Here is a 23579-nt window from a genome sequence, read left to right as displayed (position 1 = left end):
AGGCCAGGAAGTCAAGGAAGGCGACCTCATCGTCGTCCTCGAGGCCATGAAGATGGAACAACCCCTCAACGCCCACAAATCCGGCACCATCAAGGGCCTGTCCGCCGACATCGGGGCGTCCGTCAGCTCGGGCGCGGCGATCTGCGAGATCAAGGACTGAGCAGCACAGCGCACGTACGAGGCGCCCGGCGGACTGGACGACCCAGCCCACCGGGCGCTTCGCCGTCTCACCCCGCGCGCCCTCAATGGCATCCTGGACCCACACGGGACCACGGGAGGGAGCAGTTGAGAGGCATGGCGAGCACGACCTCGGCGGAACCCCAGAAGACCCGGGAAGCCGCGATCCCGCGCGTGATGCGAGCCGACGCCCGCCGCAACCACGACCGCCTCCTCACGGAGGCCCGCGCGGCCTTCGCGGCCCACGGCACGGACGCGTCCCTGGAGGACGTGGCCCGCCGCGCCGGCGTGGGCATCGGCACCCTCTACCGCCACTTCCCCAACCGCCACGCCTTGCTGAGTGCGGTCTTCGAGGACGCACTGAACGACCTGCTGGCCCGGGCGAGGGAACTCCTCACCGCTCCCGAGCCCTGCACGGCCCTGGTGACGTGGCTGCGCGAGATGGTCACGCACGCGGGTGAGTACCGGGGCCTGTCACGAGCCCTGATGTCCGTCTCCTCGGACACCAGCTCGGCCCTGTCCCGCTGCAACGAGCCGATCCGCCAGGCGGGCGGTGCGCTCCTGACCCGCGCCCAGGAGGCAGGCAAGGTCCGCCCCGACGTGGAGATCGGCGACCTGCTCCAACTGACCCACGCGATCGCCCTGGCGGCGGAGGAGTCAGGAGAAGACCCGCAACTCGCCGACCGATTGCTCAATTTGACCTTGAGAGGCTTGAAAGACGCCTGAGGTTAAGCGCCCCCTAAGGGGCGCGGGGCTGTATCCGATATGCGGCTACCGCCGCGTGGGCGCGACCAGCCACGACGCACCCGCAGCCGCCTAACACCACGCACCCCCACGGCGAAAAGGCGCCTACCTCCGCCGCATATCCGCGACGCGCCCCCGCTCAACCCCGGCGTCCCCCAACACCGTCGCCGCCCTCAGGCCGGAGGCCTGGGCGCCGGGAACCTGCCGCCGCTGCCCTGGCAGGGCCCGCGCCTGACGCGGGGGGATGGCATCGCCCCCTGCGTTCCCGGAACCCGCGGAGCCCGACGCGCCGGCGACGGCGATCTGCACGCCCTGATCGGCCAGGGCCTGCAACTCCGTCGCCGCACGGTCATCATGCGCGGGCGGCTCGTCCGTCACCAGCCGGGTGATCACATCGGTCGGCACGGTCTGGAACATCGTGTCCGTCCCGAGCTTGGTGTGATCGGCGAGCACGACGACCTCCGCGGCCGCCTGCACCAGCGCGCGGTCGACCGAGGCCGACAGCATGTTGGACGTGGACAGCCCGCGCTCGGCCGTGAGCCCGCTCCCGGACAGGAAGGCCCGGGACACCCGCAACCCCTGCAAGGACTGCTCGGCCCCACTGCCGACGAGCGCGTAGTTGGAACCACGCAACGTTCCGCCGGTCATCACGACTTCCACCCGGTTGGCATGGGCCAACGCCTGGGCCACCAGCAGGGAGTTGGTGACGACGGTCAGCCCGGGCACCCGGGCGAGCCGACGCGCCAGCTCCTGCGTGGTCGTACCGGCCCCCACCACGATGGCCTCGCCCTCTTCGACGAAGCCCGCGGCGAGGTCGGCGATGGCCGTCTTCTCGGCGGTCGCGAGATGGGATTTCTGCGGAAAGCCGGACTCCCGCGTGAACCCGCCCGGCAGTACCGCACCGCCGTGCCGGCGGTCGAGGAGTCCTTCTGCCTCCAGTGCGCGCACGTCCCGCCGTACGGTCACTTCAGAGGTCTGGACGACGCGGGCGAGTTCACGGAGCGACACGGCCCCGTTCGCTCGCACCATTTCGAGGATCAATTGACGACGTTCTGCAGCGAACACGAAACTGACAGTAATGCCAACGACCGTCTGGTTTCAGCTGTTTGCGCCGAATAGCAGAAGTTGTTCGCACGCAAGCACGGAAAGTGGTATAGGGCCTACCCACCCCGCCTATGCCGTACGCATGCGCGACAACTCCCCGTGACCAGCGGCGCATCGCCTTCCTCCGTCAGACTTCCCCGCCGGTCTTCCGCGTGTGGAGCTGTCGGGCGACCTCCGCGATCGACCCCGAAAGGGAGGGGTACACGGTGAAGGCGTTCGCGATCTGTTCGACCGTCAGATTGTTGTCGACGGCGATCGAGATCGGATGGATCAGTTCCGAGGCGCGCGGCGCCACGACCACACCGCCGACGACGATGCCCGTGCCCGGCCGGCAGAACAGCTTCACGAAGCCGTCCCGGATGCCCTGCATCTTGGCGCGCGGATTGCGCAGCAGCGGCAGCTTCACCACCCGCGCGTCGATCTTCCCGGCGTCCACGTCGGCCTGGGAGTACCCCACGGTGGCGATCTCGGGATCGGTGAACACGTTCGACGAGACGGTCTTCAGATTCAGCGGAGCGACCGCGTCACCCAGGAAGTGGTACATCGCGATGCGCCCCTGCATGGCAGCCACAGACGCGAGGGCGAAGACACCGGTCACGTCACCGGCGGCGTACACACCGGGAGCCGTGGTCCGCGACACCTTGTCGGTCCAGATGTGCCCCGACTCCCGCAGCCTGACCCCGGCCTCCTCGAGCCCGAGCCCCGCGCTGTTGGGAATGGCGCCGACGGCCATCAGACAGTGCGACCCGCTGATCACCCGCCCGTCCGACAGCGTCACCTCCACCCGGTCACCGACCCGCTTGGCGGCGGCGGCCCTGGACCGCGCCATGACGTTCATGCCACGCCGCCGGAACACGTCCTCCAGCACCGCGGCGGCGTCCGGGTCCTCACCCGGCAGCACCCGGTCCCGCGAGGACACCAGGGTCACCTTGGACCCGAGCGCCTGGTAGGCGCCGGCGAACTCGGCACCGGTGACACCGGACCCCACCACGATGAGCTCCTCGGGCAGCTCGGTGAGGTCGTAGACCTGGGTCCAGTTGAGGATGCGCTCGCCGTCCGGCTGGGCGTCGGGCACCTCGCGGGGATGCCCGCCGGTCGCGATCAGCACCGCGTCGGCGGTGAGCGTCTCCTCGCTCCCGTCGGCGGCCGCGACCACGACCTTCCGCGACCCGTCCAGCGCCTGCATGCCCTCGAGCCGCCCACGCCCTCGCATGACCCGGGCACCCGCCCGCGTCACCGACGCCGTGATGTCGTGCGACTGGGCGAGCGCCAGCCGCTTCACCCGCCGGTTGACCTTCCCCAGATCCACCCCGACCACCCTGGCCGCCTGCTCCAGCGGCGGAGTGTCGTCGGCGACGATGATCCCCAGCTCCTCATACGAGGAATCGAAGGTGGTCATCACCTCGGCGGTGGCGATGAGAGTCTTCGACGGGACGCAGTCGGTCAGCACCGACGCCCCGCCCAGGCCGTCGCAGTCGACGACGGTCACCTCCGCGCCGAGCTGGGCGGCCACCAGGGCCGCCTCGTATCCGCCGGGTCCGCCACCGATGATCACGATCCGAGTCACGTACCCCATTGTCCCGCACGGTTCAAGGTGCCACTGCCCGGGGCCGGGGCAATGGGTTGGCAAGGGGCCCCTGATACGGCGGAGACCGCTGTTCCGCTGCCGTACCCTCTCCCCATGTCGCTCTACGCCGCGTACGCCGGCAACCTCGACGCGCGGCTGATGACCCGCCGCGCCCCGCACTCGCCGATGCGCGCCACGGGCTGGCTGAACGGCTGGCGGCTGACGTTCGGGGGCGAGCACATGGGCTGGGAGGGCGCCCTGGCGACGATCGTCGAGGACCCCTTCTCCCAGGTCTTCGTGGCCCTGTACGAGATCGCGCCTCCCGACGAGGACTCGATGGACCGCTGGGAGGGCGTGGGCCTCGGCATCTACCGCCGCCTGCGCGTACGCGTCCACACGCTGGAGGGCGAGGACTCGGCCTGGCTGTACGTCCTCAACGGCTACGAGGGCGGCCTCCCGTCGGCGCGCTACCTCGGCGAGATCGCCGACGCGGCGGAATCGGCGGGAGCCCCACACGATTACGTGATGGAACTCCGCAAGCGTCCCTGCTGACCCGACCGAGCCTCCAGATTGAGCGAACCGCCGCGCCCTCCGGAGAGCACATGCCCGTCGCACCGATGCGCCACGTCCAGTACACGGTGGAGGCCGCCACGGCCCGCGACAGCCTGACCGACCACCAGCGCACCGCCTTCGACAAGGGCATCGCCCTACTCGCCCGGGACCCGTTCCCCGACGCGTCCCGCCCTTTTGGCTCCCCCGCGAGGACCGAACGATCCACCTGACCCGCACCACACTCATCGAATACAGGGTCACCAGCGACCAACTTCTGATCCTCACCACCCACGTCTTCACCGACGAGGACATCCTCGTCACCGAACCCTGATGACGCCTTCGTCGGAAACGACAAGACAACGATCGTCAACCCGTTCGCCCTGTCATCTACGCGCGTAGGCAGGAACCGGCTACCCTCGACCGCGTGAACGCATCTCTTCTTCCGGCCGACATCCAGGGCGACCCGCACGCCGCCGCCGACGCAGCCGCCGCACGCCTGCGCGAACTGACCGGCGCCGAGACCCACGACGTCGCCCTCGTGATGGGCTCCGGCTGGGCGCCCGCGGTGGACGCCCTCGGCGCACCCGATGTCGAACTCCAGGTCACCGAGCTGCCCGGTTTCCCGCCGCCGGCGGTCGAGGGCCACGGCGGCAAGATCCGCTCGTACTCCATCGGCGCCAAGCGCGCCCTGGTCTTCCTGGGCCGCACGCACTACTACGAAGGCCGTGGGGTGGCCGCCGTGGCCCACGGCGTCCGCACCGCGGTCGCCGCCGGCAGCAAGACGATCGTCCTCACCAACGGCTGCGGAGGCCTCCGCGAAGGCATGCGCCCGGGCCAGCCGGTCCTGATCAACGACCACATCAACCTCACCGCCACCTCCCCCATCGTCGGCGCGAACTTCGTCGACCTCACCGACCTCTACTCCCCCCGCCTGCGTGCCCTGTGCAAGGAGATCGACCCCACCCTCGAGGAGGGCGTCTACGCCCAGTTCCCCGGCCCGCACTACGAGACGCCGGCCGAGATCCGCATGGCCCGCGTGATCGGGGCGGACCTGGTGGGCATGTCGACGGTCCTCGAGGCGATCGCGGCGCGCGAGGCGGGCGCGGAGGTCCTGGGCATCTCCCTGGTCACCAACCTCGCCGCGGGCATGACCGGCGAGCCGCTGAACCACGAGGAGGTCCTCCAGGCGGGCCGCGACTCGGCAACCCGCATGGGTTCGCTGCTGGCCCAGGTCCTGGGCCGCCTGTAACTGGCCGCCGAGGGGGTGCCACATGATGTCGCAGGGCGTCTGCGGGCCCGTCGTGGCTGGTCGCGCAGTTCCCCGCGCCCCGGAAGGCGTCGCAGTCGCCCACGGCGCCAAGGGCACGCCCCCGAGGGTGCCGCAGCCGCCCACGACGCGAAGGCGCGCCCCTGAGGGCGTCGCAGTCGCCCACCAGGCGAGGAGCCGCTGTCGCCCGCGGCGCGAAGGGGACGGGGCGGGGGGTGTCCGCCCGCAGTGTCGGGCGTCCGGCACCGGCCCCGTCCCAAACGAACCTCACCACCCGACCGAGGACGGACACCCCCCCCCCCCGCCCCGCCCCCCCAACGGACCCGAGGGGCGACCCGCCCCCCCCCCCACCCCCCCCCCCCCCCCCCCCGGCCCCCCCCCCCCCCCCCCCCCGGCCCCGACCCACAATCGAACCGTAGGCGCTACGCGCACCCCCACCGAACCCGCACAGGCGCCGCAGGCATCCGCACCCGCACCCCACCCGCACGAGACCGGAGACCGACCGTGCACGACGACCTCATCGCACAGGCCAAGACCTGGCTCGCCGAGGACCCCGACCCGGACACCCGGGACGAACTGGCCAAGCTCCTGGAGGCCGGCGACCTGACCGACCTCGCCGACCGCTTCGACGGCACCCTCCAGTTCGGCACCGCCGGCCTCCGCGGCGAACTCGGCGCCGGCCCCAACCGCATGAACCGCGCGGTCGTCATCCGCGCCGCCGCCGGCCTCGCCGCCTACCTCAAGAAGCACGGCCACCCCGACGGCCTGGTCGTCATCGGCTACGACGCCCGCCACAAGTCCGCGGACTTCGCCCGCGACACCGCCGCCGTCATGACCGGCGCCGGCCTCAGGGCGGCCGTACTCCCCCGCCCCCTCCCCACCCCCGTCCTGGCCTTCGCCATAAGGCACCTCGGCGCGGCGGCCGGCGTCGAGGTCACCGCCAGCCACAACCCGCCCCGCGACAACGGCTACAAGGTCTACCTCGGCGACGGCTCCCAGATCGTGCCCCCCGCCGACGCGGAGATCGCCGCCGAGATCCAGGCGATCACGTCCCTCCACAGCGTCCCCCGCCCGGACACCGGCTGGCAGACCCTCGACGACAGCGTCCTGAACGCCTACCTCACCCGCACGGACGCGGTCCTCGCCCCCGGCTCCCCCCGCACCGCCCACACGGTCTACACGGCGATGCACGGCGTCGGCAAGGACACCCTCCTCGCGGCGTTCGCCCGAGCCGGCTTCCCGGAGCCGACCCTGGTCGCCGAGCAGGCCGACCCCGACCCCGACTTCCCGACCGTCGCCTTCCCCAACCCGGAAGAGCCCGGCGCGATGGACCTCGCCTTCGCGAAGGCCCGCGAGACGACCCCCGACCTGGTCATCGCCAACGACCCCGACGCGGACCGCTGCGCGGTGGCCGTGAGAACCGACACCGACTGGCGCATGCTCCGCGGCGACGAGGTCGGCGCCCTCCTCGCCGCCCACCTGGTCCGCCGCGGAGCGCGCGGCACCTTCGCCGAGTCGATCGTCTCCTCCTCCCTCCTGGGCCGCATCGCCGAGAAGGCGAAGCTCCCCTACGAGGAGACCCTGACCGGCTTCAAGTGGATCGCTCGCGTCGAGGGCCTGCGCTACGGCTACGAGGAGGCCCTCGGCTACTGCGTGGACCCGGACGGCGTACGGGACAAGGACGGCATCACCGCGGCGCTCCTGGTCACTGAACTGGCGTCCCAGCTCAAGGAGGAGGGCCGTACCCTCCTCGACCTCCTCGACGACCTCGCCGTGGAACACGGCCTGCACGCGACGGACCAGCTCAGCGTCCGCGTCCAGGATCTCTCGGTCATCGCCACCGCGATGAGCCGCCTGCGCGAGCACCCGCCGACGCGCCTCGCGGGCCTGACCGTCACCAAGGCGGAGGACCTCACCCGGGGAACCGCCACGCTCCCCCCGACGGACGGCCTGCGCTACACCCTCACCGGCGCCCGCGTCGTCGTCCGCCCGAGCGGCACGGAGCCGAAGCTGAAGTGCTACCTGGAGGTGGTGATCCCGGTGGAAAACCACGCCGACCTCGACCCGGCCCGCACCAAGGCGTCCGAACTCCTGACGGCGCTCAAGCAGGACCTGTCCGAAGCAGCGGGCATCTGACAGAACCGAGGCTCGTCGGCACCGTGGAAACACAGCGCCGACGAGCCCCGAAAGCCCCACAAAGTCAGCCCACGCCGGCCCACGCCGGCCCAGGTCAGCCCATCGCCACCAGGATCGCCAACAACACCGCCCCGGCCACCACCGGCCCGGCAACCTCGTAGGCCCACCGCACAGACACCTCGCCCTGAGCCCCCTCCGCCTCTCCGCGGGCCTCCAGCAGCTCACGCAGGTCGTCCATGACCTTGTCCCCCTCGGCGCGCACGGGCCCCTCCGCCGCATCGCCACGCAGCCCCGCACCCCCGAAACCGCCAGCCCCACCGATACCACCGAAGCCACCGAACCCCCCGAGGCCCCCCACGCCACCCCGCCGCGGCCGCCCGCTCGCCTCGGCGGCCTGGTCCGCAGCGACGCGCGCTTCCCGCCGGGCCGCCCTCTTACGGGCCCGCAGGGAGACAGGAACGGCCCACAGCTGGTACTTCCTGCCGGACTTGACGACGACCTCGTTCGAGTAGCTCGACCTCAGGGAGACGACCTCGCCCCAGGGGACCACGATCACGCGGAAGGGGTTGCGGACGCGCAGCCGCTCCTCGTTGGCGTAGACGGCGGGGCGGATCGTGAAGGCGACGACCAGCGGCACGACGAGGATCACGGTGGCGAGGGCCAGCCACGGCGTACGGCCGTGTCCGGCGACGATCGCGTCGATGCCCAGCCAGCCGGTGATGCCGAGCAGGAGAACGCCTCCGGCGATGCCGGCGGGGGAACGGTAGATCCGGTCGGGGGTCGTCATGCCGCCGATTCTGCCTCAGCAGGCCCCCACCCTCCCTCCGCCCCTCCCCCTCTCCCTCGGAGAGCCCCGCGCCGGACATGACCATCCTTCCGGGGTGTACAGCCGCTACGCGCGTAGATATGCTCGTCTGGTGACCATGCCCACCACTGCACCCAACGCAGCTCACGCACTCGCCGACGTCACCGCGTCCGACGGCACGCTGCGCCGCTTCCTCCACGGGCTGCCCGGCGTCGACGCGGTCGGTCTGGAGGCGCGTGCCGCCTCGCTCGGCACCCGTTCCATCAAGACGACCGCGAAGGCGTACGCCATCGACCTCGCCATCTCGATGGTCGACCTGACGACGCTGGAAGGCGCGGACACCCCCGGCAAGGTCCGGGCGCTCGGCGCCAAGGCGGTCCACCCCGACCCGACCGACCCGGCGACCCCGTCGACCGCGGCCGTCTGCGTCTATCCCGACATGGTGGCCACCGCGAAGGCGGCCGTCGCCGGCTCCTCCGTGAAGGTCGCATCCGTGGCCACCGCGTTCCCGGCGGGCCGCGCGCCGCTCACCGTGAAGCTGGCGGACGTGCGCGAGGCGGTCGCCGCGGGCGCCGACGAGATCGACATGGTCATCGACCGCGGGGCGTTCCTCGCGGGGCACTTCATGAAGGTGTACGACGAGATCGTCGCCGTACGGGAGGCGTGCGGGACGGACGCCCGGCTCAAGGTCATCTTCGAGACCGGCGAGCTGTCGACGTACGACAACATCCGGCGCGCGAGCTGGCTCGGCATGCTGGCGGGCGCCGACTTCATCAAGACGTCCACCGGCAAGGTCGCGGTGAACGCCACCCCCGCCAACACGCTCCTCATGCTGGAGGCGGTGCGCGACTTCCGTGCGCAGACCGGCGTCCAGGTCGGCGTGAAGCCGGCCGGCGGCATCAGGACGTCCAAAGACGCGATCAAGTTCCTGGTTCTGGTCAACGAGACCGCCGGCGAGGACTGGCTGGACAACCACTGGTTCCGCTTCGGCGCCTCCTCGCTCCTGAACGACCTGCTGATGCAGCGTCAGAAGCTGGCCACCGGCCGCTACTCCGGCCCCGACTACGTGACGGTGGACTGATCACCATGGCATCCGCATCCGCATCCGCATTCGAGTACGCCCCGGCACCCGAGTCCCGCGCGATCGTCGACATCGCCCCCTCCTACGGCCTGTTCATCGACGGCGAGTTCACGGAGGCGGCCGACGGCAAGGTCTTCAAGACCGTCAGCCCCGCCACCGAGGAGGTCCTCTCCGAGGTCGCCCAGGCGGGCGAGGCGGACGTCGACCGTGCCGTCGTGGCCGCCCGCAAGGCCTTCGAGAAGTGGTCGGCACTCCCCGGCACCGAGCGCGCAAAGTACCTGTTCCGCATCGCCCGGATCATCCAGGAGCGCAGCCGCGAGCTGGCCGTCCTGGAAACCCTGGACAACGGCAAGCCGATCCGGGAGACCCGCGACGCGGACCTCCCCCTGGTCGCCGCGCACTTCTTCTACTACGCGGGCTGGGCCGACAAAGTCGACCACGCGGGCTACGGCGCGAACCCGAAGCCGCTCGGCGTGGCCGGCCAGGTCATCCCCTGGAACTTCCCCCTCCTGATGCTGGCCTGGAAGATCGCCCCGGCGCTCGCCACCGGCAACACGGTGGTCCTGAAGCCCGCCGAGACGACCCCCCTCTCCGCTCTCTTCTTCGCGGACATCTGCCGCCAGGCCGGCCTCCCCAGGGGCGTCGTCAACATCCTCCCCGGATACGGCGACACGGGCGCCGCGCTCGTCGCGCACCCGGACGTGAACAAGGTGGCGTTCACGGGTTCCACGGCCGTCGGCAAGGAGATCGCACGCACCGTCGCCGGCTCCCGCAAGAAGCTCACCCTCGAACTGGGCGGCAAGGGCGCCAACATCGTCTTCGACGACGCCCCGATCGACCAGGCCGTCGAGGGCATCGTCAACGGCATCTTCTTCAACCAGGGCCAGGTCTGCTGCGCGGGCTCCCGCCTCCTGGTCCAGGAGTCGATCCAGGACGAACTGCTCGACTCCCTCAAGCGCCGCCTGTCCACCCTCCGGCTCGGCGACCCGCTGGACAAGAACACGGACATCGGCGCGATCAACTCCGAGGAACAGCTCTCGCGCATCACCACCCTCGTCGAGCAGGGCGAGGCGGAGGGCGCCGAACGCTGGTCCCCGGCCTGCGAGATCCCGTCCTCCGGCTACTGGTTCGCCCCGACGCTCTTCACGAACGTCACCCAGGCGCACCGGATCGCCCGCGACGAGATCTTCGGCCCGGTGCTGTCGGTGCTGACCTTCCGCACGCCGGACGAGGCGGTGGCCAAGGCGAACAACACGCCGTACGGGCTGTCCGCGGGCATCTGGACGGAGAAGGGCTCCCGCATCCTCGCGGTGGCGAACAAGCTCCGGGCCGGCGTCGTCTGGTCCAACACGTTCAACAAGTTCGACCCGACCTCGCCCTTCGGCGGCTACAAGGAGTCGGGCTTCGGCCGCGAGGGCGGCCGCCACGGCCTGGAGGCATACCTCGATGTCTGATCGCCTGTCTGTCTTCAAGACCTACAAGCTGTACGTCGGCGGGAAGTTCCCGCGTTCCGAGAGCGGCCGGGTGTACGAGGTGACCGACGCAAAGGGCAAGTGGCTGGCGAACGCCCCCCTCTCCTCCCGCAAGGACGCCCGCGACGCGGTCGTCGCCGCGCGGAAGGCCTTCGGCGGCTGGTCCGGCGCGACGGCCTACAACCGCGGCCAGGTCCTCTACCGCGTCGCGGAGATGCTGGAGGGCCGCAAGGCACAGTTCGTCCACGAGGTGGCCGACGCGGAGGGCCTGTCGAAGTCCAGGGCGGCCGAGCAGGTCGAGGCGGCGATCGACCGCTGGGTCTGGTACGCGGGCTGGACGGACAAGATCGCCCAGGTGGTCGGCGGCGGAAACCCGGTCGCGGGCCCGTACTTCAACCTCTCCTCCCCCGAACCGACGGGCGTGGTGGCGGTCCTGGCCCCGCAGGAGTCGTCCTTCCTCGGTCTGGTCTCCGTGCTCGCCCCGGTGGTCGCCACCGGCAACACGGCGATCGTGGTGGCCTCCGAGAGGTCCCCCCTCCCCGCCCTCTCCCTCGCCGAGGTCCTGGCCACCTCGGACGTCCCCGGCGGCGTGGTCAACATCCTCTCGGGCCGTACGGCGGAGATCGCGACGCCCCTCGCCGCCCACCAGGACGTCAACGCGATCGACCTCGCGGGCGCGGACGAGGCCCTGGCGAAGGAACTGGAGATCGCGGCGGCGGACAACCTGAAGCGCGTCCTGCGTCCACAGCCTGTGGACAACTGGACCACCACCCCCGGCATCGACCGCCTGACGGCCTTCCTGGAAACGAAGACGGTCTGGCACCCCACGGGCTCCCTGGGCGCGTCAGGCTCGTCGTACTGACCCCTCCCCGACCGAGCCGCGCCTCCCCTCCGTCCGGGGGAGGCGCGGCTCTTCCCGGCACGGCGTCTCCCCGAGCGCCACGATGAGCACATGGTTCAGATCTCCATCACCGACGCCCGCTCCCAACTCGGCGACCTGGTCCGCCGCGCCGCCCACCACCGCGAAACCATCGCCCTCACCGACCACGGGCACGTGGCGGCCCTGCTCGTCTCGCCCCGGGTCATCGAGGACCTCGAAGGCGCCCTGGCCATCGCCGACCACCAGAGGCGCAAGGCAGAGGGCACGCTCGCTCCGGGCATCCCGCACGACGAGGTCCGCAGGATCCCGGGTCTGCGGTGAGCGCCACGCGCCGGCTCGACCGGCCATCGTCAGAACCCGCCCCGGCCGCAACGCCGCGCGGGAACAAGGGAGCCGCGCCCCCGTCCAGGAAGGCGCGGCACTCCGCTCGTCCGCGGGTCAGTGGTTCAGGAGCGTTGTGGCCTGGCCCAGCACGGGGATGCTGCCGATCGACCGGGCCTCGGCGATCGGGTGCGTCAGGGACCGGGAGGCGAGGGGCCGGAAGTCGGCGACTCGGGTGGCGACGCCGTTGTCGAGAGGGTCGACGCCGGTGCCCGCGAGGGGGTTGGGCTTGAGGCCGGCGACGGGGCCGGTGACGTGACCGACCGTGCCGGTGAGGGCCTTCAGGCCGGACTGCGGGTCGATCGTGCCCAGGCCGGTGGGCCGGGTGCGCATCACGTCCAGGACGGGCGCGCTGTCCGCGGAGGCCGTCGCGGCACCCGCGCCGAGCGCCACCCCTGCCGTGGCGAGGGCGACGAGGGCGCGCCGGGCGGTCGGGTTCGGGGAGGACGTGTCTCGTGCCATTGCTGCTGCCACCTTCTGCTGCGTTCTCATGCACAGGGTAATCAGGTCGATACGTAGGGTAGTTGAGGTGTGACGCGCGCTCCAAAGCCGACCCGCGGGGTCGTTGCGGCGTACGGAATACGTCAAACTGGTGTCCCGTGAGCATCCATCTCCCCTCCTCCGCCCGCGTCGTGCTGCTCTGCGGCCCCTCGGGCTCGGGCAAGTCCCTGGTCGCCGCCCGCTCCGGCCTTCCCGTGCTGCGCCTCGACGACTTCTACAAGGAGGGGAACGACCCGACGCTGCCACTGGTGGCGGGAAGCTCCGACATCGACTGGGACCATCCGGACTCCTGGGACACGGACGTCGCGGTCGCCGCGATAACGGAGCTGTGCCGCACGGGTCGTACACAGATCCCCGTCTACGACATCTCCCGCTCCGCCCGCACCGGCACCGAGACCGTCGACATCGGCCGCACCCCCCTCTTCATCGCGGAGGGCATCTTCGCGGCCGAGATCGTCGACCGCTGCCGGGAGTCGGGCCTCCTGGCCGACGCGCTGTGCCTGAACCGCGGCCCCGTGCGCACCTTCCGCCGGCGCTTCCTGCGCGACCTCAGGGAGGGCCGCAAGTCGGTCCCGTTCCTGCTGCGCCGCGGCTGGCGCCTGATGCGCCAGGAACGCGCGATCATCGCCCGCCAGACGTCCCTCGGCGCCCACCCCTGCGACAAGGACGAGGCCCTCGGCCGCCTGGCCGCCGCCGCGGTGGGCCGTCGCCCGGCGGCGACCCCGACGCCCTGAGCCACACCTGGCGCACACGAAAGCGGGACTGGACGGACCCCCCGGCCCTCCAGTCCCGCTCTCCCCCGTTCCCCCCGTGGTGGTGCTTCCCCCGTGTCCCCCGTGGGTCCCCCCGGTTACCGCTCCCCCGTACTTCCCCCGTTCCTTGCTTCCCCCCCCGACCCTCAGGCGACGAGCTCCCCGAAGGCGTCCTCCTCGTCACGGCCGAAGCTGAGGACCTCGTCCTCGCGCAGCCGGCGGAGCGACCGCCAGATGCTGGACTTCACCGTGCCGACACTGATGTCGAGGATCTCCGCGATCTCCGGGTCGGTGCGGCCCTCGTAGTAGCGCAGGACCAGCATCGTGCGCTGGAGTTCGGGGAGCCGGGCGAGCGCCTGCCACAGGACCGCGCGCAGTTCGGTGCCGCGCATCGCGTCCGTGTCGCCGGGCGTCTCCGGCAGTTCCTCGGTCGGGTACTCGTTCAGCTTGCGGCGGCGCCACGCGCTGATGTGCAGGTTCGTCATGGTGCGGCGGAGGTAGCCCCCGACCGCGGCCTTGTCGGTGATCCGGTCCCACGCCCGGTACGTCGAGAACAGCGCGCTCTGCAGCAGGTCCTCGGCCTCGAAGCGGTCACCGGTCAGGTGGTAGGCGGTGGCGTACAGGGAGGCGCGGCGCTCCTGGACGTAGGCGGTGAACTCCGCCTCCGACAGCGAACGACGCTCCCCCGTGTCCTCCCTGTACGCGCTTCCCCCGTGCGGTTCCCCCGTGGAACCGTCAACCACCGTCATGTACACGGTGTGCTGACGCCCGGCGCCGCGAGCGCACCCCCGCCCGCTCACGGCGCCGGACTCCTTGGAACCCCGGCCCCCGTTCACGTCGTGCAGGCGCGTGATCACTGCGCTATTGCTGGTGCTGTGCAGCGTGTTCATCTCGCGCCCCCCGTCGTGGACTTCCGGTGTTCGGCTTGCTCAGGCGGTGGATCTTCGCGGTGCTTCCTTGCCTGTGCCGAGAAGCTTGCCCGCGCAGCTTCATGGCCGTGTCCGCCGACTGTCACAGACCTGTCACAGGGGTCGGTCGCAGCGCGCTCACAGTCCGGTCACAGAGAACAGCGGTACGGGCACGTACCCGTACAGGTGTCGAAACCGACCCCGGCATGGGCCAGAATGACCCCCGTGCCTTCCCTGTTGCTGATCGAGGACGACGACGCCATCCGCACGGCCCTGGAGCTCTCACTGACGCGCCAGGGACACCGTGTGGCCACCGCTGCCACCGGCGAGGACGGGCTGAAGCTGCTGAAGGAGCAGCGGCCGGACCTGATCGTGCTGGACGTGATGCTGCCGGGCATCGACGGGTTCGAGGTGTGCCGCCGCATCCGGCGCACGGACCAGTTGCCGATCATCCTGCTGACCGCGCGCAGCGACGACATCGACGTGGTCGTGGGCCTGGAGTCCGGTGCCGACGACTACGTCGTCAAGCCCGTGCAGGGCCGGGTCCTCGACGCCCGGATCCGGGCCGTGCTGCGGCGCGGTGAGCGTGAGGCGAACGACGCGGCGACCTTCGGCAGCCTGGTCATCGACCGGGCCGCGATGACCGTCACGAAGAACGGCGAGGACCTGCAGCTGACGCCCACCGAGCTGAGGCTTCTGCTCGAGCTGAGCCGGCGGCCCGGGCAGGCGCTGTCCCGGCAGCAACTGCTGCGGCTGGTCTGGGAGCACGACTACCTGGGCGACTCCCGGCTGGTGGACGCCTGCGTGCAGCGGCTGCGTGCGAAGGTCGAGGACGTCCCGTCCTCGCCGACCCTGATCCGTACCGTGCGGGGTGTGGGCTACCGGCTGGACACTCCTCAGTGACCCCAGCGCAAGGGGGGGTGCGCGGCTGGGCCGCGGCCCGCAAGGGGCATCTGACCCGGCTGCGTTTCACGAGTCTGCGGCTCCGGCTGGTCGTCGTGTTCGGGCTGGTCGCGCTGACCGCCGCGGTGTCCGCGTCCGGGATCGCGTACTGGCTCAACCGCGAGGCCGTCCTCACCCGCACCCAGGACGCCGTGCTCGGTGACTTCCGCCAGGCCATGCAGACCCGCGCGGGCAGTCTGCCCCCGCACCCCACCCAGGACGAACTGCAGCACACCGCGGGCCAGATGGCGACCAGCAGCCAGCGCTTCAGCGTGCTGCTCGTCGCCCAGGACGAGAACGGCCGGACCGTGTACGGCAGTTCGGGCGCCCTGGACGGCTTCTCGCTGCGGGACGTGCCCGCGTCGCTGCGCTCGGCCGTGGACAAGCGGCAGCAGGTCGGCTCCGGCAACAAGTACGCGTACCACCTGTACTGGCAGCGGGTCGTCGACCACGGCACGCCCTATCTGGTGGCCGGCACCAAGGTGATCGGCGGCGGGGCGACCGGCTACATGCTCAAGTCGCTGGAGCCGGAGGCCAAGGACCTCAACTCGCTCGCCTGGTCGCTCGGTATCGCCACCGGGCTCGCGCTGGTCGGCTCCGCGCTGCTCGCGCAGGCCGCCGCCTCGACCGTGCTCAAGCCGGTGCAGCGGCTCGGGGTCGCCGCGCGCAGGCTCGGCGAGGGCAGGCTGGACACCCGGCTCAGGGTGTCAGGGACCGACGAACTCGCCGATCTGTCACGCACGTTCAACTACGCGGCCGAGGCGCTGGAGAAACGGGTCGACGACATGGCCGCGCGGGACGAGGCGTCCCGGCGCTTCGTCGCGGACATGAGCCACGAACTGCGAACTCCGCTCACCGCCATCACCGCCGTGACGGAGATCCTGGAGGAGGAGCTGGAGGCCGGGTCCGGGTCGGTGGACCCGATGATCGAGCCCGCCGTGCGGCTGGTCGTCAGCGAGACGCGGCGGCTCAACGACCTGGTCGAGAACCTGATGGAAGTCACCCGCTTCGACGCGGGGACGGCCCGGCTGGTGCTGGACGACGTCGACGTGGCCGACCAGATCACCGCGTGCATCGACGCCCGGGCGTGGCTGGACGCCGTCGAACTGGACGCGGAGCGCGGCATCCACGCCCGGCTCGACCCGCGCCGCCTGGACGTCATCCTCGCCAACCTCATCGGCAACGCCCTCAAGCACGGCGGCTCCCCGGTGCGGGTCTCGGTGCGGGCCCCGGCGGACGAGGTCGTCATCGCCGTACGGGACCACGGGCCCGGCATCCCCGAGGACGTGCTGCCGCACGTGTTCGACCGCTTCTACAAGGCGAGCGCCTCCCGCCCGCGCTCCGAGGGCAGCGGGCTCGGCCTGTCCATCGCCCTGGAGAACGCCCACATCCACGGCGGCGGGATCACCGCCGCCAACTCGCCCGGCGGCGGCGCGGTGTTCACCCTGCGGCTGCCGCGCGACGCCTCGGCGCTGACGGAGGAAGCGGCCGGCGGCGACCCGAAGAAGGGGGAGGCGTGAGGAACGTACGCCGTCTGACGGCGCTGTCCCTGCTGGGCGTGGTACTCACCGGGTGCGGCATACGGTCCACCCAGGTGCCCACCGACTTCGGCGTGGCCCCCTCGCGGGTGCTGTGCTCGCCGGCCCAGCCGGACGTCTCCACGCAGGTCCCGCGCGGGCTGCCGGTCCAGGTGTTCCTGCTGTGCGGCTCCTCGCTGGTGTCCGTCGACCGCACGGTGCGCGTCCCGGACGGTACGGCGGACGCGCGGCGGCGGCGGCTGGTGGCGCAGGGGCTGCTGGACCAGCTCGCTGCGACGCCGTCCCCGGCCGAGAAGGAGGCCGGGTACACCACCGACGTACGGGGCGGCATGACGGTCGGCGGGCCGCGGGCCGGCGACCCCGACGACGCGCTGCGGCTGAGCACCGCGCCCGGCGCCCTCACCTCGTACGCGCTGGCGCAGCTCGTGTGCACCTTCTCCGACTCGGCCGCCGCCGAGGGCGACGGTTCGGTCATCCTCGGCGGCCCGGGCAGGGAGCCGGCGCGCCGCTACACGTGCACGGGCGACGTCCGCTCCCGGCCGGGCAGCGAGGCGCCGCCGTCGAGCGCCGTCACCGGCGGCTGACGGGCGGCGCCCGCCTCGCGGGTGAACCGGGCGTGGCGCGCGGGTGTGGCGCAGGCCTCCCCCAGGTACGTCGGGGAAGGCGGAACCGTTCGTGCCGGAGGCCGCGTCTTGGGGTGCGTGCAGCGTGAAGGCTCCATCGGCGGCAGCGCCGCGATCCGCATCCGTGTGACAGGGGGTGTCCTCCTCGTCGCACACCTCGCGCTCGTCGCCTGGCTCACGCTGCGTCCGCTGGACGTGCCCTGGGTGCAGCCGCCCAACCTGCGCCCCTTGGCGGGCATCCGGGCCGACCTGGCGCTGGGGTGGCCGGAGGCGGCGCACCGGATCGCGGAAGGCGTCGCCCTGCTGGCCCCGCTCGGGGTCCTGCTGCCGATGGCGCACGGCAGGCTCACCGCCTCCCCCCTCGGCTCCCTGGTCCGTACGGTGGCCTCGGGCGCCCTGGTGTCGCTCGGGATCCTGATCGTGCAGACGGGCGTCCCGGGGCGGGTCCCGGACGTCGACTCGCTGCTCCTCAACACCCTGGGCGTGGCGTTCGCCCACCTCGCCGTCGTCCCGGCGTCCCGCGTCCGGCTCCGCCGCAGGTCCGAGCGGCGCGAACGCGCGGCCCTGCGCCAGGAGGAGGCGGCTCAGGGTCGGACCCCGACGTTTCCCAGGGTCGGGATGGCCCCTTAGTGTGACGCTTTGCGCGCTTCGTGTCCGTAGCGTTGGAGGCAGCTGAGGGAGCCGTCCGGGCGACCTCGCGACGACGTCCACGAAGGAGACGCACATGTCCGCCCTCGTCCGCCCCACCAACGGCCGCATGCTCGGCGGAGTGTGCGCCGGCCTGGCCCGGCGCTTCGGCACCTCCGCGACCACGATGCGGGTGATCTTCCTGCTGTCCTGCCTGCTGCCGGGCCCGCAGTTCCTGCTCTACATAGCGCTGTGGATCCTGCTGCCCTCGGAGGAGAAGGCGGCCCGCACCGCCTGGTAGCCCCGGCGGGCACGCCGGTGGGGCGCACCCCCGTGTCCAGGGAGTACGCCCCACCGGCGCGTTCGTGCGGGCGGTTCAGCCGAGCGGGAGGCCGTGCACCGGCAGGCCGTGCGTGGGCAGGCCGGTCCGCCCCACGGGGAGGCCGCCCAGCAGTCCGGCGACCGGCGCGGTCGGGCCGTCCGCGAGCACCCGCTGCGCGGCCGGCTGCACGGCGGCCAGACCCGACGCGAGCGTGGGCTGCGCCTGGGTCATCGCCTCACCGGCACCAGGCAGCGCCTTGGCGAGGTTCTCCGCCGGGAGCGTCTTGGTGACGGTGTCCAGCGCCCCGGAGGCGTCCGGGACCGCGGGGGCGGCGTTCGCGGCGCCGGCACCGACGGCGGCGAAGGCGGCACCGAGGGCGGCGACACCGAGGGTCTTGGCAGCAGACTGCTTCATGAAATGCGTCCTCGAAATGGGATGACGGTGATGTGAGCGGTCCACGACCGTAAACACGGGAACCCGCCCGCCGCAAACATCGAAATGCGGACGGCTTGTGAATGCCCGTCCGCACCCGATGCACCCCGCCGTCCTCCCGATCAGCCCTCCGAGTCCAGAGAACCGCTGGTGGAAGCCGTCTGCTGGAACAGCCATGCGGACTTCAGCTCGGCATACCCGGGCTTCACGACGTCATTGATCATCGCCAGTCGTTCATCGAAAGGAATGAATGCTGATTTCATCGCATTGACGGAGAACCACTGCATGTCGTCGAGCGAATAACCGAACGCGTCGACAAGGTGCTCGAATTCCCGGCTCATGCTGGTGCCGGACATCAGCCGGTTGTCGGTGTTCACGGTCGCCCGGAAGTGCAGCCGTCGCAGCAGCCCGATCGGGTGCTCGGCGTAGGAGGTCGCCGCGCCGGTCTGCAGGTTGGAGCTGGGGCACAGCTCGAGCGGGACGCGTTTGTCCCGTACGTACGACGCGAGCCGCCCGAGCTTGACCGTGCCGTCGGCCTGCACCTGGATGTCGTCGATGATGCGCACCCCGTGCCCGAGCCGGTCGGCGCCGCACCACTGGAGGGCCTGCCAGATGGACGGCAGCCCGAAGGCCTCGCCGGCGTGGATGGTGAAGTGGTTGTTCTCCCGCTTGAGGTACTCGAAGGCGTCGAGGTGGCGGGTGGGCGGGTAACCGGCCTCCGCGCCCGCGATGTCGAAGCCGACGACGCCCAGGTCCCGGTAGCGGTTGGCGAGTTCGGCGATCTCCAGGGAGCGGGCGGCGTGCCGCATGGCGGTCAGCAGGGCGCCGACGCGGATGCGGTGGCCGTTCGCCAGGGCCAGCCGCTCCCCTTCCCGGAAGCCCTCGTTGACGGCCTCGACGACCTCCTCGAGGCTCAGTCCGCCTTCGAGGTGCTGTTCGGGCGCGTACCGCACCTCGGCGTAGACGACCCCGTCCTCGGCGAGGTCCTCGGCGCACTCGCGCGCGACCCGGACCAGGGCGTCGCGGGTCTGCATCACGCCGACGGTGTGGGAGAAGGTCTCCAGGTACCGCTCCAGGGACCCGGAGTCGGCGGCCTCGCGGAACCAGGTGCCGAGTCGGCCGGGATCGGTCTCGGGCAGCCGTGAGTAGCCGGTTTCCCGGGCGAGTTCGACGATCGTCCCCGGGCGCAGACCGCCGTCGAGGTGGTCGTGAAGCAGAACCTTCGGCGCCCGGCGGATCTGGTCCGGCGTCGGGGTGTTCGAGATGGTCTGGCTCGTCATGTCCGCACTGTACCTCCTACGCGCGTAGACGGCTCGGTGTACAACATCGTCGATACGTAACGGTGACCGCGAGGACGGGTGGCGTACACCCGTCCTTCTGACACTGTTCTGTCATGGCACAGCAAGCGACGCCGGTTCGACGGGCCCGGCTGGGGAGGGCGCTCGGCCCGGAGCCGACAGCGGTGAGCGGAGTGGCACTGCTGCTCCCCGGAGGCCACGAGGAGTCCGACCGCAGACCCTCCCCCATGCTCGCGACCGCGTCCGTACGGGCGCTCGGCCGCCGACTGGCCCGCGCGGGCCGTGAGGAAGGGCTGGCGACGCATGTCGTCCACTACCGCTACCGCGGCTGGAACGGCAGCGCGGCGCACCTCGCCCAGGACGCGTCGTGGGCCGCCGACGAGGTCGTGCGCCGCTACGGCGACGTCTCCGTCTGCCTCGTCGGGGTCGACATGGGCGGGCGGGCGGCGCTGCGGGCGGGCGGCCACGAAGCGGTCAACTCCGTGGTTGCGGTCGCGCCTTGGCTGCCCGAGGACGACATGGCCGCTTCGCCCGAACCGGTGAAGCAGCTCGTGGGGCGGCAGGTGCTGATCGTGCACGGCACGAAGGACGAGGTCTGCGACCCCGAGCTGTCCTTCCGGCTGGCGGCCCGGGCGAAGAAGGCGAACCGGGAGGTGTGCCGGTTCGAAGTGCACTCCGACGGACACGGGTTGCACCAGTACCGGGCGGAAGTGCACGCGCTCGCCGAGGACTTCGTGATGGGGGCGCTGTTCGGGCGAGCGGTCTCCCGCCCCGTGCAGGACGCGCTCGCCGCTCCGCCGCCGCTGGGGCTGCGGATGCCGCTCGCGGTGGGCTTCGGCAAGTCGTTGCGGCGGTAGGGCGTGTCTGACAATTCCTGTCGTCCGCCCGCAGGGCGGGCTCCGCGGCGTCATGGGGGTGCCCCCGCGCGAGGTTGTTCGAGCGTGGGGGAGCGTGCGATCGCAAGGCGCCGGAGCGCCCTCGATGGGGGTCCCCCCGCGCGAGTCTGTTCGAGCGTGGGGGAGGAGCCACGTGGGCGATTCGGCAACGCGGCGAGCGTGCGTGCCAGACGCCGCGGAGCAGGCGGGAATTGTCAGACACGCCCTACTACCCTGGCCCGGGCCTTCAGGGCAACAGGGTTCCCCTTCTCGACAGGAGGAACTTCTTGAAGGCCGCCACCGGGGGTGTGTCCGGGTGGCCGTCGAGCCAGGCGACCCCGATCTCCCGTGCCGCCCTCGGCGAGGTGACCGTCAGTTCCACGACTCCGGGACGGGGAAAGGCCGGCGGCGGCAGCAGGGCGACGCCCAGGCCGGCCGCCACCAGGCCGCGCAGCGTCTCCGCCTCCTCGCCCTCGAAGGCGATCCTCGGGCGGAAGCCGGCCTGCGCGCACAGGTCGTCGGTGATCCGGCGCAGACCGTACCCCGGCTCCAGGGTCACGAAGGTCTCGTCGGCCGCTTCCGCGAGGCGGACGCGTCTACGGGCGGCCAGGCGGTGGTCGGCGGGGACGACGAGGCGGAGCTTCTGCTCGTCCAGACGGCGGGCGACGAGGTCGGGGGCGTCCGGCACGGGGGACGTCAGGCACAGGTCCAGCTCGCCCGCCCGCAGCTTCTCCAGCATGGCCTCGCCGTAGTTCTGGACGAGGCTGAAGCGGACGCGGGGGTGGTCGGCGCGGAAGGCGTGCAGGAGGCCGGGGACCGTCTCGGCGCCCATGGTGTGGAGGAAGCCGAAGGCGACCTTGCCGGTGGCGGGGTCGGCGTCCGCGCGGACCTCGTCGGCGGCGCGTTCGATCTCGCCGAGGGCGCGCTCGACGGAGGCGAGGAAGGTGCGGCCGGCCGGGGTGAGGGAGACGGTCCGGCCGTGGCGGGCGAACAGGTCGACGCCGAGGTCCTGTTCGAGGCGGACCATGGCGCGGGAGAGGGTCGACTGGGGGACCTGGAGCTCCTGCGCGGCGCGGGTGACGTGCTCGGTACGGGCGACGCCGGCGAAGTAGGCGAGGCGCGGGGCGAGCAGCATCGACATGTCGGTCGTGTCTTCTGTGTCACCGGACGGTGACAGTCGGGGCCGTGAGCTGGGTTGATGCACCATGGGAACGATTATGGGGATTCCGTGCATTGGACGGATGAACGGGGCCGTACGTAGCTTCGAGGCATGTCTCCCGCCAGTACCGGGGCGTCCACCGCCGTGGGCGCCCGCCCGTCCGTCCCTTCCGTCGACTCCCGTATGGCCCCCGGTGGGCCCGGCTACCGCCGGATGAGCTTCGCACTGTTCCTCGCGGGGGTCGCGACCTTCGCGCTGCTGTACTCCACGCAGGCCCTGCTGCCGCTCATCTCCGGCGAGTTCGGGGTGGCGGCGAGCGAGGCGAGCTGGACGGTGGCGGCGGCGACCGGCGGTCTCGCGCTGTTCGTGCTGCCGATGAGCGCCCTGTCGGAGCGGTTCGGGCGCCGTACGGTGATGACCGCCTCGCTCGCGGTGGCGGTGACCGTGGGACTGCTGGTGCCGTTCGCCCCCTCGCTGGGCGTCCTGGTGGTGCTCCGGGGCCTGCAGGGCGCCGCGCTGGCCGGGCTCCCGGCGTCCGCGACGGCGTACCTCGCCGAGGAGGTCCGGCCGAAGGCGCTGGTCACGGCGATCGGGCTGTTCGTGGCGGGCAACAGCGTCGGCGGCATGAGCGGCCGGGTCATCACCGGGTGGGTCGCCCAGGCGTGGGGCTGGCGGGCCGCGGTGGGCGTCATCGGCGTCATCGCCGTGCTCTGCGCGGTGGCCTTCCGGCTGCTGCTGCCCGCGCCGCGGCACTTCGTCGCCGGGTCGCTGCGGCCGCGGGTACTGGCCCGCACGGTCCGCGACCACCTCTCCGACCCGCTGCTGCGCCGCCTGTACGCGATCGGGGCGCTGTTCATGACGGTGTTCGGCGGCGTCTACACGGTGATCGGCTACCGCCTGACCGAGGCACCCTTCTCCCTTCCCCAGGGCTTCATCGGTTCGATCTTCCTGGTGTACCTGGTGGGCACGGTCTCCGCGTCCACCGCCGGCCGTCTGGTGGGCCGCGTCGGCCGCCGCGGCGCCCTGTACCTGGCGGGCGGTACGACGGCCACGGGCCTGCTCGTCTCCCTGACACCCTCGCTGCCGCTGGTCCTGCTGGGCCTGGTCCTGATCACCGCGGGCTTCTTCGCCGGGCACGCGGTCGCGTCGTCGGCGGTGAGCAAGACGGCGACCACCGGCCGCGCGCAGGCGTCGGCGCTGTACCAGTCGGCGTACTACATCGGCTCCAGCGCGGGCAGCACGGTGGGAGCGGTGGCCTTCCACGCGAGCGGCTGGGCCGGGACGGTCGGCGTGGGACTGCTGGCGATCCTGGGCGTCGTGACGATCACGGTGCTCGGGACGCGGGCGGCCCGGGTCGCAGCGCGGCGCAGTCCGGTACCGGTGCACTGAGGACGCCGGACCGGCTGAAAAGATCAAGCCCCCGCCGGCGAACGTCA

Annotated in this window: 26 protein-coding genes; 18 read left to right on the top strand and 8 right to left on the bottom strand. The window is 71.8% G+C overall.

What is annotated here, in order from left to right; translation table 11 throughout:
- Window positions 1–160: acetyl-CoA carboxylase biotin carboxyl carrier protein subunit (locus ACIRVK_RS30550; protein ID WP_404252699.1), on the top strand; the 160-nt coding region annotated here is incomplete at its 5' end.
- Between the two features lie 134 nt (window positions 161–294).
- Window positions 295–903: a TetR/AcrR family transcriptional regulator gene (locus ACIRVK_RS30545; protein WP_404252685.1), complete on the top strand. Its 609-nt coding sequence runs from the start codon at window positions 295–297 to the stop codon at window positions 901–903.
- A gap of 123 nt (window positions 904–1026) precedes the next feature.
- Here ACIRVK_RS30545 and ACIRVK_RS30540 read toward each other — a convergent pair whose 3' ends face one another.
- Both ACIRVK_RS30540 and ACIRVK_RS30535 read right to left on the bottom strand, forming a co-directional pair.
- Window positions 1027–1986 carry a DeoR/GlpR family DNA-binding transcription regulator gene (locus tag ACIRVK_RS30540; RefSeq protein ID WP_404252683.1) on the bottom strand — a complete coding sequence of 320 codons (960 nt, stop codon included), beginning with the start codon at window positions 1984–1986 and terminating at the stop codon, window positions 1027–1029.
- Between the two features lie 166 nt (window positions 1987–2152).
- A complete protein-coding gene (locus ACIRVK_RS30535) occupies window positions 2153–3601 on the bottom strand; it encodes an NAD(P)H-quinone dehydrogenase (protein WP_404252681.1) in 1449 nt (482 codons plus the stop codon).
- A gap of 105 nt (window positions 3602–3706) precedes the next feature.
- Between ACIRVK_RS30535 and ACIRVK_RS30530 the strand changes: the two genes are divergently transcribed.
- The 4 genes from ACIRVK_RS30530 to ACIRVK_RS30515 all read left to right on the top strand — a co-directional run bounded on the left by ACIRVK_RS30530 (window position 3707) and on the right by ACIRVK_RS30515 (window position 7547).
- On the top strand, window positions 3707–4144 hold the full coding sequence (locus tag ACIRVK_RS30530; RefSeq protein ID WP_404252679.1) for a gamma-glutamylcyclotransferase: 438 nt from the start codon (window positions 3707–3709) through the stop codon (window positions 4142–4144).
- Window positions 4145–4194: 50 nt separating this feature from the next.
- Window positions 4195–4374 carry a hypothetical protein gene (locus ACIRVK_RS30525; protein WP_404252677.1) on the top strand — a complete coding sequence of 60 codons (180 nt, stop codon included), beginning with the start codon at window positions 4195–4197 and terminating at the stop codon, window positions 4372–4374.
- A gap of 194 nt (window positions 4375–4568) precedes the next feature.
- Window positions 4569–5393 carry a purine-nucleoside phosphorylase gene (locus tag ACIRVK_RS30520; RefSeq protein WP_404252675.1) on the top strand — a complete coding sequence of 275 codons (825 nt, stop codon included), beginning with the start codon at window positions 4569–4571 and terminating at the stop codon, window positions 5391–5393.
- A 522-nt stretch (window positions 5394–5915) separates the two neighbouring features.
- A complete protein-coding gene (locus ACIRVK_RS30515; RefSeq protein WP_404252673.1) occupies window positions 5916–7547 on the top strand; it encodes a phospho-sugar mutase in 1632 nt (543 codons plus the stop codon).
- A gap of 94 nt (window positions 7548–7641) precedes the next feature.
- On the opposite strand, the gene ACIRVK_RS30510 is transcribed toward ACIRVK_RS30515, so the two are convergent.
- Window positions 7642–8334 carry a PH domain-containing protein gene (locus ACIRVK_RS30510; RefSeq protein WP_404252671.1) on the bottom strand — a complete coding sequence of 231 codons (693 nt, stop codon included), beginning with the start codon at window positions 8332–8334 and terminating at the stop codon, window positions 7642–7644.
- 136 nt (window positions 8335–8470) lie between these two features.
- Between ACIRVK_RS30510 and deoC the strand changes: the two genes are divergently transcribed.
- The 4 genes from deoC to ACIRVK_RS30490 all read left to right on the top strand — a co-directional run bounded on the left by deoC (window position 8471) and on the right by ACIRVK_RS30490 (window position 12106).
- Entirely contained in the window at window positions 8471–9433 is a 963-nt protein-coding gene (gene deoC, locus ACIRVK_RS30505; protein WP_404252697.1) for a deoxyribose-phosphate aldolase, read from the top strand.
- A 5-nt stretch (window positions 9434–9438) separates the two neighbouring features.
- The gene (locus tag ACIRVK_RS30500) at window positions 9439–10887 is read left to right on the top strand and encodes an aldehyde dehydrogenase family protein (protein ID WP_404252669.1); all 1449 of its coding nucleotides are present in this window, start codon (window positions 9439–9441) and stop codon (window positions 10885–10887) included.
- Entirely contained in the window at window positions 10880–11767 is an 888-nt protein-coding gene (locus ACIRVK_RS30495; RefSeq protein WP_404252667.1) for an aldehyde dehydrogenase family protein, read from the top strand. The genes ACIRVK_RS30500 and ACIRVK_RS30495 overlap by 8 nt, the downstream gene beginning before the upstream one ends.
- A 90-nt stretch (window positions 11768–11857) precedes the next feature.
- Entirely contained in the window at window positions 11858–12106 is a 249-nt protein-coding gene (locus tag ACIRVK_RS30490; RefSeq protein WP_404252665.1) for a type II toxin-antitoxin system Phd/YefM family antitoxin, read from the top strand.
- 117 nt (window positions 12107–12223) lie between these two features.
- Here the strand turns inward: ACIRVK_RS30490 and ACIRVK_RS30485 are convergent, their stop codons facing one another.
- Window positions 12224–12628, bottom strand: coding sequence for a hypothetical protein (locus ACIRVK_RS30485; protein WP_404252663.1), 405 nt, complete (start codon window positions 12626–12628; stop codon window positions 12224–12226).
- Window positions 12629–12765: 137 nt separating this feature from the next.
- Between ACIRVK_RS30485 and ACIRVK_RS30480 the strand changes: the two genes are divergently transcribed.
- On the top strand, window positions 12766–13401 hold the full coding sequence (locus ACIRVK_RS30480; protein WP_404252661.1) for a uridine kinase: 636 nt from the start codon (window positions 12766–12768) through the stop codon (window positions 13399–13401).
- A gap of 164 nt (window positions 13402–13565) precedes the next feature.
- Here the strand turns inward: ACIRVK_RS30480 and ACIRVK_RS30475 are convergent, their stop codons facing one another.
- Window positions 13566–14309 carry a SigE family RNA polymerase sigma factor gene (locus tag ACIRVK_RS30475; RefSeq protein ID WP_404252659.1) on the bottom strand — a complete coding sequence of 248 codons (744 nt, stop codon included), beginning with the start codon at window positions 14307–14309 and terminating at the stop codon, window positions 13566–13568.
- 243 nt (window positions 14310–14552) lie between these two features.
- On the opposite strand from ACIRVK_RS30475, the gene afsQ1 reads away from it, so the two are divergent.
- The 5 genes from afsQ1 to ACIRVK_RS30450 all read left to right on the top strand — a co-directional run bounded on the left by afsQ1 (window position 14553) and on the right by ACIRVK_RS30450 (window position 18358).
- Window positions 14553–15230, top strand: a complete 678-nt coding sequence (afsQ1, locus tag ACIRVK_RS30470) for a two-component system response regulator AfsQ1 (protein ID WP_404252657.1) — start codon at window positions 14553–14555, stop codon at window positions 15228–15230.
- Window positions 15227–16789 (top strand): ATP-binding protein, encoded by a 1563-nt coding sequence (locus ACIRVK_RS30465; RefSeq protein WP_404252655.1) that lies wholly within the window; start codon window positions 15227–15229, stop codon window positions 16787–16789. Before afsQ1 ends, ACIRVK_RS30465 begins: the two co-directional genes overlap by 4 nt.
- Window positions 16786–17391, top strand: a complete 606-nt coding sequence (locus tag ACIRVK_RS30460) for a hypothetical protein (protein WP_404252653.1) — start codon at window positions 16786–16788, stop codon at window positions 17389–17391. The genes ACIRVK_RS30465 and ACIRVK_RS30460 overlap by 4 nt, the downstream gene beginning before the upstream one ends.
- Before the next feature lie 117 nt (window positions 17392–17508).
- Window positions 17509–18060 (top strand): VanZ family protein, encoded by a 552-nt coding sequence (locus ACIRVK_RS30455; protein ID WP_404252651.1) that lies wholly within the window; start codon window positions 17509–17511, stop codon window positions 18058–18060.
- Window positions 18061–18154: 94 nt separating this feature from the next.
- Window positions 18155–18358, top strand: coding sequence for a PspC domain-containing protein (locus ACIRVK_RS30450; RefSeq protein ID WP_404252649.1), 204 nt, complete (start codon window positions 18155–18157; stop codon window positions 18356–18358).
- A gap of 75 nt (window positions 18359–18433) precedes the next feature.
- On the opposite strand, the gene ACIRVK_RS30445 is transcribed toward ACIRVK_RS30450, so the two are convergent.
- A complete protein-coding gene (locus tag ACIRVK_RS30445) occupies window positions 18434–18793 on the bottom strand; it encodes an ATP-binding protein (RefSeq protein ID WP_404252647.1) in 360 nt (119 codons plus the stop codon).
- A gap of 140 nt (window positions 18794–18933) precedes the next feature.
- A complete protein-coding gene (locus tag ACIRVK_RS30440) occupies window positions 18934–20091 on the bottom strand; it encodes an adenosine deaminase (protein WP_404252645.1) in 1158 nt (385 codons plus the stop codon).
- A gap of 113 nt (window positions 20092–20204) precedes the next feature.
- On the opposite strand from ACIRVK_RS30440, the gene ACIRVK_RS30435 reads away from it, so the two are divergent.
- On the top strand, window positions 20205–20966 hold the full coding sequence (locus ACIRVK_RS30435) for an alpha/beta hydrolase (protein WP_404252643.1): 762 nt from the start codon (window positions 20205–20207) through the stop codon (window positions 20964–20966).
- Window positions 20967–21231: 265 nt separating this feature from the next.
- Here ACIRVK_RS30435 and ACIRVK_RS30430 read toward each other — a convergent pair whose 3' ends face one another.
- Complete coding sequence (locus ACIRVK_RS30430) at window positions 21232–22191, bottom strand: LysR family transcriptional regulator (protein WP_404252641.1); 960 nt, start codon at window positions 22189–22191, stop codon at window positions 21232–21234.
- 63 nt (window positions 22192–22254) lie between these two features.
- Here ACIRVK_RS30430 and ACIRVK_RS30425 point away from each other — a divergent pair, with 63 nt between their 5' ends.
- Entirely contained in the window at window positions 22255–23532 is a 1278-nt protein-coding gene (locus ACIRVK_RS30425; protein ID WP_404252639.1) for an MFS transporter, read from the top strand.
- The last annotated feature ends 47 nt before the right edge of the window (window positions 23533–23579 follow it).

The sequence above is a fragment of the Streptomyces sp. NPDC101152 genome (assembly GCF_044768275.1).
Classification (GTDB): domain Bacteria; phylum Actinomycetota; class Actinomycetes; order Streptomycetales; family Streptomycetaceae; genus Streptomyces.
This window is presented reverse-complemented; position numbering and strand designations above follow the sequence as displayed.